Genomic DNA, 12,347 nt, shown 5'->3' with positions numbered 1-12,347 from the left:
GGCACAGGTGCTGGCCGTGTTTACGACAGCGCCATAGAAATATCGTTGCGCGGCACGGCGCGGTCAAAGGTGAGGCTGGCCTCGACTTTTTGCAAATGCTCGTCCATCAAGCGCACCGCCAAGGCTTCGTCTTTGGCGGCCAGCGCTTTCACGATGTCGGCGTGGTCTTCGTTGGAGTGCTCGGCACCGCTGGTGGTTTGGTACATCAGCGCAATCAGCGAGCAGCGCGATACCAGTTCTTCAATGGTTTGCGCCAGCACTTCGTTGCCCAAGAGTTCGGCCATGTGCACGTGGAAGTCACCCAAGAGCTCGGTGCGGCCTGGCACGTCTTCACGGTCTACAGCCGTCTTTTCCATGGCCACATGGGCTTTGAGCGCTTTGATTTTGGCGGGCGTGACCTCGCGCACAAAGGTGCGTGTCATCTCGGCCTCCAGCATGCGGCGCACCATAAACACTTGGCGGGCTTCGACCACCGAAGGCGTGGCCACAAAGGCACCACGCGCGGGCTCCATACGGATCAAGCGGTTTTGCGCGAGCTGAAACAGCGCTTGGCGCACCAGCGTGCGCGACACACCAAAATGCGCTGCCACCTTTTGTTCCGACAACTTGGTGCCGGGGTTCAGGCGGTGCTCCACAATGGCCTTGGTCAGGGTGCTGACAATGACGCTGGTGGTTGAGACAGCAGGTTTAGATTCCATGACAAGATAATAGCCGAGAATAAAAAAATTGTATACACTTTCTGTCCGCAATCCAGTGATTGCGCAATTCACCCAACTTCATAAGGACAGGCCATGGGATTGAGCACACACGTACTAGACACCATGCATGGATCACCCGCTGCGGGCATGCATGTGGCGCTGTACACCACCGACGGCGACCAGGCCACCTTGGTCAAGCAATTTAACTTGAACCACGACGGGCGCAACCCCGATGGTTTGCTGTTTGACAACGCCAGTCTCAAAGCCGGCACCTACCGTTTGGTGTTTGGCGTGGCCGAATATTTCAAGGCGCGTGGCGTGGCCCTGCCCGAGCCCAACTTCTTGAACAAAGTCAGCCTCGACTTTGGTGTGGCCCACCCCGATCAGCACTACCACGTGCCCTTGCTCGTGAGCCCTTGGAGCTACTCCACGTACCGGGGTTCGTAGGCAACGAAGGACCACATCGAGGGTAGATGGAGTCAAAACAGGCCCTAGCGCCCGCCGCTATTGCGCAGCTAGCTACCAAAAGCGCAGCAACATAAATGCAAAACTACGGGTAAAACCGTGTGAGAAGGCATTGCGCTTGGGATACATTCCGATGTATCTCCACTCTGTGAGCGCGATTGTTTATGCACCTTTTGCCCACGCCCCGTACCACCGCCTCTATGCCCCTGCGCAGCGCCTTTACGGTACTGGCCATTGCGGCGGCAACCCAGCTCGCGGGCTGCTCCATCTGGCCCCAAGCACTCACCTTCACCGCACAACCCAAGCCCCCCAAAACAGCGCCCGCCGATGAAGCGCCAAGCCCCACAGCCAGCCCCACCGCCAGCCCTACTCCGGCATCAGACGCTACGGCTGCAGCGGTAGCGCCCCGTGCGGAGCCACAGCCGGTCTACCAGCCTGTACCGCCCACCGTGTCGGCCATGCCAGCGCCCGAACCCATGGCCACCGCTGCCGCAGCCCCCGCAAAAGCGGCACCGGCGGCAAAAGCCGACCACCGCATAGGTCCCACCAAGGCACCCGCCCCCAACAAAGTGCCAGTGACAGGTTTGGTACCCGGCTTTTATGTGAACGCAGGCCTGTACGCCGTGGCCAGCAATGGACAAAACGCTTACAAAAAATTGGAGGATGCGGGCATGCCGGTGTTTGCTGAGAGCATTCAGGGCAAGAAAGGCGCGCTCACGCGGGTTCGCGTGGGCCCGTACCTCACCCGCGCTGAGGCCACCGTAGCGGCCAATAGCATCCTGGGCATGAAGTTAGACGCCGCAGTGTTTAAGCACCCCAAATAGCCATGGGTGCGCCGCTGGCTACTCGGTAATGCGCAGCTGGTCGTAAATCACCACGTTCGCACTGCCCGCATTGTTTTGCAGCGTAATGCGCTTGATACTGGCTTGGCCGATCTCGCCCCGGCTTAAGCGCACCTCGGTCCACGCATTGGCCGCCAGGGCTACCACTTTGGCGGGCGAGCTGACACCGCTGTCACTGCTCTGCGTGTACACATTGATAGACATAGCCTTGGCACTGTAAGCCCACAACGCAAGACCCGCGTTGGGACTGCTTAAGGCAATGGCATTGGCGGCGCGCAGGGATACGCCACCCCAGGGCTTGTAGGCCGCCCGCAGCGCGTAGCTTCCTTCTTTCTTGGGGCTTGTGGTCTTGTAATTGCTGGTGACGTCCCAACTCCAGTCGCTCCAACTGGCTGCCAAGGCATCGCCATACACCACGGTTTCACGCACGGTGGGCGGTGGCACAGGGGCGGGGACCATCAATCGGCTCAAGAGCAAGAGGTAAGCAGACTGGTAGTAAATGGCGGGTTCGCTGATTTCCCAGGCCTTGTCTGCCGAGGTGTTCCAGTCCACATAGGCTTTTTGCGGCGGCTGGTTGCGGATGTCCGAGCGGGGGCCGCTGTAGTTTTTGTTGGGCCCGCCAACGAGGTAGCCCGGCGCTGGGCCGTACTGCGAGGTCTTGGCGTCATCCCATGCGGTGCCGTCGGCATAGGCTTGGTGGTAGATCTGGCGCACCGAGTTTTCTGCACCGGATGCGCCCATATTGCTGAGCATCACCAGCCCCAAGGGGTTGGCACCATGCAACCAGTGCAAATGTTGCTCGGCCAAGCGAACGTATTGGCTCGATTGGTCCGGGTTGATGCCAAAGCTCACGTTGTTGAGGTTGCCGCTGCCCACGTTGGCGCGGCGCGCGTTATGCCCCCAGCCAAATTCGGGGTCGGCCACATACGCTTGGTAGAGATCAGTGCTCGCCGTTTGTTCAGCCAAAGAAAATACCTGCGAATTCTTCTTGGCTGCCAGCAAGTCGGCCTTGGTCGCGGCCGTAGCGCTGGGTAACTTGGCGTAGCGCAATAGCGCAGTTTCCGTCACCTGCGTGTACGGGCCCCACCAGCCATCACTCAATGGCTGCACGCTACGGTAGTTGGCATCTACAAAAGCGCTGTATTCCGGTTTGCCCGTGGCTTCAAACAAATAAGCAGCGGCCACCACCGCGCTGGCGCGCTGGTCTTGCGCACTGCGGTCTGCGTTGCCGGACTTGATGTCGTTGTTGTCGCAGCTGCTTTGAAAGCTCGTAAAGCTTCGGGTGGTGACCTTGGCACGGGCCCACGCGGCCTCCGCACGGGTCAGCAGGTTTACAGCATAGGCGCCTTGCGACGGCAAGGCCTTATAGGTGCTGTGCGCCGCAGCGAACATGGCCGCACCGGACAAGGTGGACGACGTGCACTCCCCCACGTAGTAGCGTGGCCGCGTGTCTTGGCTCACCGGCGCTACATCCCCACTGTAGGTGTCCAAGCCCACCTTCAAAAACAAACCGTTGGTGCCCGTGGCGTCTTGCATGCGCTGCAAAAAGTCCAGCTCCCAGCGCACTTCATCCAAGAGATCGGGAACACCATTGCCGGACTCGGGAATGTTCCAGTCGTCTTTGAAGGCGCTTGGGCTCAAGCGGTAAGCTTCCAAGAGCTGCAAAACGGCAGCCTCGGCAAAGGTGGTGTACTTGTTGGTGTCGCCAGCATCCATCCAGCCACCGCGGAGGTCGCGGGCGGTGCTTGCATCACCCTTGCTCAGGTGGTTGCGGGCGTAGCGGTCTTGGTTGGCGCCGTTGTAGGCAGCCGCGTCGGCCCAAGCAACTTCGGCATAGGGCACTTGCTTGGCGAAGTTCGCACGTTGGTAGAAAAACATGCGCCCGGCTTGCTTGAGCACCTTGTCATACACCTGGTTGCCCACTTCGAACGGGTGCGAGCCCACTTGGTTCAAGGTGTCGAACACATAGTAGGTGCCGGGAGTGGTCAGCGCGCTAAAGTCAAACCACCAGCCTTGGTCGCCTGACTGGGTATGCACTGCGCCGCCATTCCAAACACTCAAGGTGCCACTGAGTACCACGGCGTTATCAGCCCAACGGCGCACTTGGAATTGTTGCGCACCGCTCCCCGGCAAGTAGGGCGTGCCTGCATTGCTCCCCCGCACGGGGTTGGCGACCACCGCCACTTTCTTGCTACTGGCCAAATAGCCAAACTGGTCGACCTTGATGTGGGGAGTCGTCAGTGCCGGTGCTGCTTGCGCCAGAAGGCTTAACACGCCCAACAGAGCGCCAGTAGCTTTGATGGACAGAGCGCGAATGTGGTACGAGGGCATAACAACTCCTGAACTTGCTGCAAGCCAACAAGTATAGGTACAAGTGGTGTCCAAACACCCCGCCCCTACCTCCATGTCACCGACTCACACGGAGCGCACTGAGAGCGTCGTGAGGGCAGGCTACACCGTGGCCACGCGTATGAGGTTGGTGCTTCCCGCCGTGCCAAAAGGCATGCCCGCAATGATGACGATGGACTGCCCCGCCACCGCAAAGCGTTCACGCTGCGCGATGGCACAAGCGACTGCTTCCATTTGCGTGGCGTCGTGCACATCTTCCATGTGCACCGAATGCACACCCCACACCAAGGCCAGGCGCCGCGCTGTGGGCAGGCTGGGTGTGAGGCTCAAAATGGGCGCGACAGGCCGCTCCCGCGCAGCACGCAGACTGCTGTTGCCACCGCTGGTAAAGCACACCACGGCCGGAACCTGCAACAAGGCCACGGTACTGCGCATGGCGCAACACACTGCGTCTGCCACGCTAGCACCCAATTGCGCGCGGCTGTGCGACGCATCAATTTGCAAACGGTATTGCGGATCGGCTTCTACCTGCTCGATCACGCGGTGCATGATGTCCACGGCTTCTACCGGGTACTTGCCCGAAGCGGACTCTGCGGACAGCATGACTGCGTCAGCGCCGTCGTAAATCGCAGTGGCCACGTCGGAAGCTTCGGCCCGGGTAGGCACGGGGCTGTCGACCATGGACTCCAACATTTGGGTGGCCACGATCACGGGCTTACCGAGCTTGCGGCAGGTGCGCACGATACGCTTTTGAATGGCGGGCACGCGCTCGGCGGGTAGCTCCACGCCTAAGTCGCCACGCGCCACCATCACAGCGTCGGACAGCGCCACGATGTCGTCGAGCCGGTCAATGGCCGAGGGTTTTTCTAACTTAGAGACAATGCCCGCGCGCCCCTGGATGAGCGCGCGCGCTTCCTCCACATCTTCGGGCCGCTGCACAAACGACAGGGCCACCCAGTCCACGCCTAGCTCCAGCGCAAAGTCCAAGTCACGCCGGTCTTTTTCCGTAAGCGCGGTAATAGGCAGCAGCACACCGGGCACGTTCACGCCTTTGCGTTCTGATAATTTGCCGCCCACCACTACGCGTGTTTCGCAGTAGGTGGCGTCACAGTTGGTCACCAGCAGGCGCAGACGGCCATCGTCGAGCAGGAGCTCCGCCCCAGGCTGCAGTGCTTTGAAGATTTCAGGGTGGGGCATCTGCACCCGCTGCGCGGTGCCCGGCGCACGGTCCAAGTCCAGGCGAAACGCCTGCCCCACGTCCAACTGCACCGGCCCATTGGCAAACGTACCCACGCGCAGCTTGGGGCCTTGCAAGTCGGCCAAGATGGCAATGGGCCGCCCCGTTTCTTGCTCCAAGGCGCGCAAGGTCTCAAAGCGGGCGCGATGGTCCTCGGGCTTGCCATGGCTGAAGTTCAGCCGAAACACATCGACGCCTGCCATGAACAAACGCCGAATCATGGCGGGGTCCGTGCTAGCGGGCCCCAAGGTGGCAACAATTTTGGCGTTACGGGTTCTGCGCATGGTGGGGAGCTTTCTTAGGTTGGTGCTTGGCCAATTTCAAAGTTGGAAAGTTTTTCCAATGCCCTCACCATACCTGAATGGTCCCAAGCCGCGCCGCCATGCGAGATACAGGCGCTAAAGAGTTGTTGTGCATGCGAGGTTGCTGGCAGGGCCAGGCCCAATTGCTTGGCGGCGCCCAGCGCCAAGTTCAAGTCTTTTTGGTGCAAGGCAATGCGAAAGCCGGGCTCCACCGTGCGGCGAATCATGCGCTCGCCCAGCACATCCAAGATGCGCGAGGTTGCCAAGCCGCCCATCAGCGCATTGCGCACTTTGGCGGGGTCTGCGCCCGCACGGGCAGCAAACAGCAGACCTTCAGCCACCGCATTGATGGTGAGTGCCACCACAATTTGGTTGGCCACTTTGCAGGTCTGGCCGTCCCCCGTGCCGCCCACCAAGGTGATGTTTTTGCCCATGCACTCAAACACCGGCTTGGCCCGCTCAAACGCAGCGGCTTTGCCTCCCACCATGATGGACAAGGTGGCGTTCTTGGCCCCCACATCGCCACCCGACACCGGCGCATCTAAATAATCGCAAGCCAGCGCTTCAATGCGTTGGGCAAACACTTTGGTCTCTACGGGCGAGATAGACGACATGTCAATCACCAGCTTGCCCGCCGACAAGCCTTTGGCCACGCCTTTCTCGCCAAACAAAACGTCAGCCACATCGGGCGTATCAGGCACCATGGTGATGATGATGTCAGCGCGCTCGGCCACACCTTTGGCATCTAGGCATTTGGTGGCACTGCCTGCGGCAATGGCCTGCGGCATCTTGCCGTGGGTGTAGACAAACAACTGGTGCCCGGCCTTGAGCAAATGCCCGGCCATGGGCGTGCCCATAACGCCCAAGCCAATGAATCCAATTTTGAGTGCGTGTGTGCTCATGAAATGTTCCTATCGTTGTTATGCGGTGGCGGGCTCTGTGCTGCGGGCGCTGATGGCATGGCACCAGCCTAGGCCAGCCAGCGTGGTCGTTGCCGGCTTGTACTCACAGCCCACCCAGCCTGTGTAGCCAAGGCGGTCTAAGTGGGCGAACAGGTAGCGGTAGTTCAGCTCCCCGGTGCCCGGTTCGTTGCGGCCTGGGTTGTCGGCAATTTGCACATGGCCTATGCGTGGCAAATGCTTGCTCAAGGTGGCGGCGATCTCCCCTTCCATGCGCTGGGCGTGGTACACGTCGTACTGCACAAAGGCGTTGTCTGCGCCCACTGCATCCAGCAAGTCCAAAGCCTGTGCGGTACGGCTGAGGTAGAAGCCGGGGATGTCATAGGTGTTGATAGGCTCTATCAGCAAGCGCAGCCCTGCCGTCTTGAGCTCTTTGGCGGCATAGCGCAGGTTGTCCACCACGGTGCTGCGCAAGACCTCAGGTGCAACGCCCGCAGGCGCTTTGCCTACCAAGCAGTTGAGTTGTTTGACGCCCAGCGCTTGGGCATAGCGAATCGCGGTTTCCACGCCTTGGCGGAACTCGGCCACGCGCTCGGGGTGGCAGGCAATGCCGCGCTCGCCTGCGTCCCAGTCGCCCGCTGGCAGGTTGTGCAAGACCAGCTCCAGGCCGTTGGCATCCAGGCGGCTGCGAATGTCTTGCGCGCTGTAGGCATAGGGAAACAAAAACTCTACGGCATCAAAACCTGCCTGCGCAGCGGCGTCAAAGCGGTCTAGAAACGGCAGCTCGGTGAACAGCATGGTGAGGTTGGCTGCAAATTGGGGCATGGTGGTCTTTCTCTGTGTTGGGTTAAGTCTTTGGAAGTGAGAGGGCTCAGTCCAGCATGGCCAGGGCAGTGGGTACGTCGGCCGCGCCTTGGGCCAACTCTTCAAACTCGACCACGTTGTCAATCTCGGTGCCCATCGCGATATTGGTCACGCGCTCCAAGATCACCTCAATCACCACCGGCACGCGGAACTCGTCCATCCACGCGCGGGCTTGGCTAATGGCGGGGGCAATTTCTTCTTGCTTGTGCACGCGGATCGCTTTGCAACCCAAGCCCTCCACCACTTTGATGTGGTCCACGCCGTAGCCGTTGGCGGTGACATCGCCTTCGTTGGAGTTGATGTTGTCAAAGCCCAGCTGCACGCAATAGTCCATGGAGAAGCCGCGCTGGGACTGGCGAATCAGGCCGAGGTAGCTGTTGTTCACCACCATGTGGATATAAGGGATGTGGAACTGCGCGCCCACGGCCAGCTCTTCAATCATGAATTGGAAGTCGTAGTCACCCGAGAGCGCCACCACCTTGCGTGTGGGGTCCGCCACGCACACGCCCAAGGCCGCCGGAATGGTCCAGCCCAAGGGGCCTGCCTGCCCGCAGTTGATCCAGTGGCGGGGCTTGTACACATGCAAAAACTGCGCGCCTGCAATTTGGCTCAGGCCAATGGTGGAGACATAGGTGGTGTCTGCATCAAACGCGTTGTTCATGCACTGGTACACGCGCTGGGGCTTCATGGGCACCGTGTTGAAGTTGGTCTTGCGCAAGAACTCGGTGGAAGCCTTGCGCGCCTGGCACTCCGCCACCCAGCCAGACCAGTCACGCAGCTTGCCTGCCAGCTTCCATTCCTGGGCCAGGGCGACGAACTGCTGCAGCGCTGCTTTGGCATCCGAAACAATGCCGTAGTCAGGCGCAAACACGCGGCCAATCTGCGTGGGCTCAATGTCCACATGGATGAACTTACGGCCCTTGCAATACACCTCGGGGGAGCCCGTGTGGCGGTTGGCCCAGCGGTTGCCAATGCCCAGCACAAAGTCGCTGGCCAGCAGGTTGGCGTTGCCATAGCGGTGGCTGGTTTGCAGCCCACACATGCCCGCCATGAGCGGGTGGTTGTCGGGAATCGTGCCCCAGCCCATGAGCGTGGGGATCACCGGGATACCCACTATTTCTGCAAACTGCTGCAAGAGCGCCGAGGCGTCTGCATTGATGACGCCACCGCCCGACACAATGAGCGGGCGTTCGGCCGCGTTGAGCATCTCCAGCGCTTTTTCGATTTGCTTGCGACTGGCTGTGGGCTTGTAGACCGCCATGGGTTCGTAGGTGTCGATGTCAAACTCAATTTCGGTTTGCATCACATCAAACGGAAGGTCAATCAGCACAGGGCCGGGGCGTCCCGAGCGCATCAAGTGAAACGCCTGCTGAAACACGCGCGGCACTTGCGCCGGCTCTAGCACCGTGGTGGCCCACTTAGTCACCGGCTTGGCAATGGACGCAATGTCCACCGCTTGGAAGTCTTCTTTGTGCAAGCGCGCCCGTGGCGCTTGGCCAGTGATGCACAGAATGGGGATGGAGTCCGCCTGCGCAGAGTACAAGCCGGTAATCATGTCGGTGCCAGCGGGCCCCGAGGTACCAATGCACACCCCGATATTGCCCGCCCGTGCGCGGGTATAGCCCTCGGCCATATGCGATGCACCCTCCACATGGCGAGCCAACACATGGCCAATGGTTTGGCGCTCGCGCAGCTGGGCATACAGCGGGTTAATGGCAGCGCCTGGCACACCAAAGGCCTGGGTGATGCCCTCTTTCTCCATGACCAACACGGCGGCCATTGCGGCCTTCATTTTTGCCATTGCGTTCTCCTGTAGTAGTTGGGCGCAATCATCTGAGTGCGGTGGGCTTATGTGAATGGCAGTCAGGGGATAAGTGCTATTCCGTTATGGAATACCCCCCACGCTGTGGTCTACAGTGCAAAGCATGGACCGCATCACCAGCCTTCAACTGTTTATCCGCGTGGTAGAGACCGGCAGCTTCAGCAAAGCGGCCTTGGAGCTGGACATTGCCCAACCCACGGCCACCAAAACCGTGGCCGCCATGGAGCAGCGCTTGGGCGCACGCTTGCTCCACCGCTCGACCCGCGGCGTCAGCCCCACAGAGGTAGGCGCGCTGTACTACGAAAAATGCAAGGTCATTGCCCGAGAGATCGACGAGGCTGACAACCTGGCCACACTGGTGCAAAGCCAAGTGGGGGGCACGCTGCGCATCAGCACCTCGGTGGGCTTTGGCAGGCGCGTGATGGTGCCTTTGGTGCTGGGCTATATGCACACCCACCCCGAGGTGCAGATAGACCTGAGCTTTGACGACCGCTATGTGAACCTGGTAGAGCAAGGCGTGGACTTGGCCATTCGCATGGGCCGCTTGGCCGACTCCACACTGGGCGCACGCTACCTGGGCACCAACCCCTGGGTCATGGTGGGTGCCCCCCATTACCTTGAGAAACACCCTGCCCCTCTCAAACCTGCCGAGCTAAGCCAACATGCCTGCTTGGTTTACAGCAGCGTACAAGGCGACGAGCGCTGGAACCTCACCAGCCCACAGGGCCAAACGCACTCGGTGCTGGTGAAAGGCCCGCTGCGCGCCAACAACCTCTCTGCCATTTTGTCGGCGGCCACCGACGGCATGGGCCTGGCAGTTTTGCCCTGGTACGTGGCGCTGGAATCCGTCAAAGCGGGCTTGGTCGTGCCTGTCTTAAGCGACTACCAACTCCCCAGCCAAGAGATGCACGCCGTGTACCCATCGCCCAAACTGGTGCCGTCTAAAGTGACCCACTTCATCCGCTACTTGCAAGCGGAGTTGGATGGGGCTTGGTGGGAGGTTTTGCGGTGAGCGTGCAACCATTTACACTATAAAAATGATAGCTTCTTGCGCTCATTCCATGGGCGCAACAGGCACATTTATTCCTAAAAAGACAAAAGCCGCATGAAGCGGCTATTGTGCAGAGAGTGACGCTGCTTTAGTCGTGCGCAGTCGCCTCGCTGACTGGTGCAGGTGCCACGCTGACCATGCCTGCAATGGTTTGCGCAATCCCCGTGAGCGATGGATTGTTCAAGCCTGCGTCTTTCATGATGGCGTCGACGATAGGCTTGGCCACCTGGTACTGAAGGGCGGAATTCACCACTTGCTCTGGCAAGGTTCCACCGCCTTGGCCACCCTCACCACTGCCGGAGCCACCTCCGTTGCAGCCCATGGGCATGCCGTTGACTTGGAACAGGCGAATGGAGTCAATCTTCTCCAAGGGCTTAGACGCGCTGTCAATGATCTGCGGCAAGGCGTTGATCAACTGCATGCGCACCGCCAAGTCAATCTGGGCGGCGCCCAAGCGGTTCTTAGCTTCGTTGATCGCTGCAATACCTTCCGCCTCGGCCAAGGACGCGGCCATGCGCGCATCGGCCTCTACCTTGATGGCAGCCGCGCGGTTTTCTGCAGCCTCGCGGTCGGCTTGGGCTGCCACTTTCACACCAATGGCTTGCTGCTCAGCCACCTTGGTGGCGTCAATCAGCTGGATGGACTTGTTGCGCTCTGCAATGGCGATTTCGCGGGCGGTGTTGACCAGCTCTTCCGACTTCACGGCTTCTGACAAGGCGGTGTTGGCGGTGGCATCTGCCTCCGACTGCTCCTGGGATTTGCGCGCAATGGCAATGGCAGCGTCTTGGTTGGCCAGCTCTACCGCTTGGCGCTGCTCCGCTTGTTTGATTTTGGTTTCACGCTCGGCTTCGATTTGCTTTTTCTGGATGACCAAGTTCTTGTCGATCTCGGCGCTGTTCACTGTGCGATCCGCTTCAATGCGCTTCTCTTTCACCAGGCGCTCGGCATTGATGCGCACCTCTTCCGCCTCGCGGTGACGCTCAGCCTCAATCTTGGCAATCTCGGCCACTTGGTCGGCCTTGGCATTGGAGATCTGCTGCTGTTGGGTGAGGGTTGCAAACTCTTGCTGCTTGGTGATGTCCAGCTTTTGGCGTTCCGCTTCCAGGTTTTTGGTGCGCACCTGTACTTCGGTGTCTTGCTCAATGTCGTTGCGCTGTTTGCGGCGTGCCTCGGTTTCTTCGGTCAAGCGCGTCAGGCCTTCGGCGTCAAACGCGTTGTTGGGGTTGAAGAAGTTCTTGGCGGTTTGGTCCATGTTGGTGAGTGAGACCGACTCCAGCTCCAGACCATTCTTCTCCAAGTCTTCGGCCACCGCGTTTTGTACCGCTTGCACAAAGTCGCGCCGCTTGTCCTGCAGCTCTTGCATGCTCATGGTGGCTGCCGTGGCGCGCAAGGCATCGACAAACTTGTCTTCCACCAAGAGCTTGAGTTCGTCCGGGGCCATGGTCTTACGCCCCAAGGTTTGGGCTGCGGTGCTCACCGACTCGGCCAACTGTTTGACCCGCACAAAAAATGCGGCTGCAACATCCACCCGCATGCGGTCCAGTGTGATCAAACTGTGCTCGTCCTTGCGAGAGACTTCCAGCTTGAGCGTATTCATGTTGACGGGAATCGTCTCGTGAAAGATGGGCAACACAATGGCGCCGCCGTCCATGATGACTTTTTGCCCACCAAGCCCGGTGCGGACAAAGGCGGTTTCTTTGGTGGCGCGGTGGTAGAGGCGCGCGAACACAATGCCCACCACCACCAGCGCGATGAGAACAATGCCAGCTGGCACCGCGGTATTGATCAACAAATCAAAATTCATAGCTCTCTCTGTTT

General features: G+C 59.9%; 10 protein-coding genes. 3 read left to right on the top strand and 7 right to left on the bottom strand.

The features are described 5' to 3' along the window. Window positions 1-20 precede the first annotated feature (20 nt). Complete coding sequence (locus EXZ61_RS03710; protein ID WP_142809146.1) at window positions 21-698, bottom strand: GntR family transcriptional regulator; 678 nt, start codon at window positions 696-698, stop codon at window positions 21-23. A 93-nt stretch (window positions 699-791) separates the two neighbouring features. On the opposite strand from EXZ61_RS03710, the gene uraH reads away from it, so the two are divergent. Both uraH and EXZ61_RS22340 read left to right on the top strand, forming a co-directional pair. After that, window positions 792-1,145, top strand: coding sequence for a hydroxyisourate hydrolase (gene uraH / locus EXZ61_RS03705; protein ID WP_142809144.1), 354 nt, complete (start codon window positions 792-794; stop codon window positions 1,143-1,145). Between the two features lie 182 nt (window positions 1,146-1,327). Further along, window positions 1,328-1,987 carry an SPOR domain-containing protein gene (locus tag EXZ61_RS22340; protein WP_142809142.1) on the top strand — a complete coding sequence of 220 codons (660 nt, stop codon included), beginning with the start codon at window positions 1,328-1,330 and terminating at the stop codon, window positions 1,985-1,987. A gap of 18 nt (window positions 1,988-2,005) precedes the next feature. Here EXZ61_RS22340 and EXZ61_RS03695 read toward each other — a convergent pair whose 3' ends face one another. From EXZ61_RS03695 to gcl, 5 genes are all read right to left on the bottom strand, one after another. Beyond that, window positions 2,006-4,336: a glycoside hydrolase family 9 protein gene (locus EXZ61_RS03695; protein ID WP_168224692.1), complete on the bottom strand. Its 2,331-nt coding sequence runs from the start codon at window positions 4,334-4,336 to the stop codon at window positions 2,006-2,008. A 120-nt stretch (window positions 4,337-4,456) separates the two neighbouring features. Further along, window positions 4,457-5,875 carry a pyruvate kinase gene (gene pyk / locus EXZ61_RS03690; protein WP_142809139.1) on the bottom strand — a complete coding sequence of 473 codons (1,419 nt, stop codon included), beginning with the start codon at window positions 5,873-5,875 and terminating at the stop codon, window positions 4,457-4,459. 14 nt (window positions 5,876-5,889) lie between these two features. After that, the gene (locus EXZ61_RS03685) at window positions 5,890-6,795 is read right to left on the bottom strand and encodes a 2-hydroxy-3-oxopropionate reductase (protein WP_142809137.1); all 906 of its coding nucleotides are present in this window, start codon (window positions 6,793-6,795) and stop codon (window positions 5,890-5,892) included. Between the two features lie 18 nt (window positions 6,796-6,813). Then, complete coding sequence (gene hyi / locus EXZ61_RS03680) at window positions 6,814-7,617, bottom strand: hydroxypyruvate isomerase (protein WP_142809135.1); 804 nt, start codon at window positions 7,615-7,617, stop codon at window positions 6,814-6,816. Window positions 7,618-7,663: 46 nt separating this feature from the next. Then, window positions 7,664-9,457, bottom strand: coding sequence for a glyoxylate carboligase (gcl, locus tag EXZ61_RS03675; RefSeq protein WP_142809133.1), 1,794 nt, complete (start codon window positions 9,455-9,457; stop codon window positions 7,664-7,666). Window positions 9,458-9,581: 124 nt separating this feature from the next. Here gcl and EXZ61_RS03670 point away from each other — a divergent pair, with 124 nt between their 5' ends. Then, on the top strand, window positions 9,582-10,490 hold the full coding sequence (locus EXZ61_RS03670; protein WP_142809131.1) for a LysR family transcriptional regulator: 909 nt from the start codon (window positions 9,582-9,584) through the stop codon (window positions 10,488-10,490). Between the two features lie 127 nt (window positions 10,491-10,617). Here EXZ61_RS03670 and EXZ61_RS03665 read toward each other — a convergent pair whose 3' ends face one another. Continuing rightward, entirely contained in the window at window positions 10,618-12,333 is a 1,716-nt protein-coding gene (locus tag EXZ61_RS03665; protein ID WP_142809129.1) for a flotillin family protein, read from the bottom strand. Window positions 12,334-12,347 lie beyond the last annotated feature (14 nt).

Source organism: Rhodoferax aquaticus (assembly GCF_006974105.1).
GTDB lineage: Bacteria > Pseudomonadota > Gammaproteobacteria > Burkholderiales > Burkholderiaceae_C > Allorhodoferax > Allorhodoferax aquaticus_A.
Note: the sequence above shows the minus strand (reverse complement) of the source record. Positions and strands in the feature narration are given on the sequence as shown.

Bases quoted from the DNA above. Each gene is read 5' to 3' on its own strand.
- EXZ61_RS03710 (WP_142809146.1), bottom strand. From the start codon at position 698: ATGGAATCTAAACCTGCTGTCTCAACCACCAGCGTCATTGTCAGCACC.
- uraH (WP_142809144.1), top strand. From the start codon at position 792: ATGGGATTGAGCACACACGTACTAGACACCATGCATGGATCACCCGCT.
- EXZ61_RS22340 (WP_142809142.1), top strand. From the start codon at position 1,328: ATGCACCTTTTGCCCACGCCCCGTACCACCGCCTCTATGCCCCTGCGC.
- EXZ61_RS03695 (WP_168224692.1), bottom strand. From the start codon at position 4,336: ATGCCCTCGTACCACATTCGCGCTCTGTCCATCAAAGCTACTGGCGCT.
- pyk (WP_142809139.1), bottom strand. From the start codon at position 5,875: ATGCGCAGAACCCGTAACGCCAAAATTGTTGCCACCTTGGGGCCCGCT.
- EXZ61_RS03685 (WP_142809137.1), bottom strand. From the start codon at position 6,795: ATGAGCACACACGCACTCAAAATTGGATTCATTGGCTTGGGCGTTATG.
- hyi (WP_142809135.1), bottom strand. From the start codon at position 7,617: ATGCCCCAATTTGCAGCCAACCTCACCATGCTGTTCACCGAGCTGCCG.
- gcl (WP_142809133.1), bottom strand. From the start codon at position 9,457: ATGGCAAAAATGAAGGCCGCAATGGCCGCCGTGTTGGTCATGGAGAAA.
- EXZ61_RS03670 (WP_142809131.1), top strand. From the start codon at position 9,582: ATGGACCGCATCACCAGCCTTCAACTGTTTATCCGCGTGGTAGAGACC.
- EXZ61_RS03665 (WP_142809129.1), bottom strand. From the start codon at position 12,333: ATGAATTTTGATTTGTTGATCAATACCGCGGTGCCAGCTGGCATTGTT.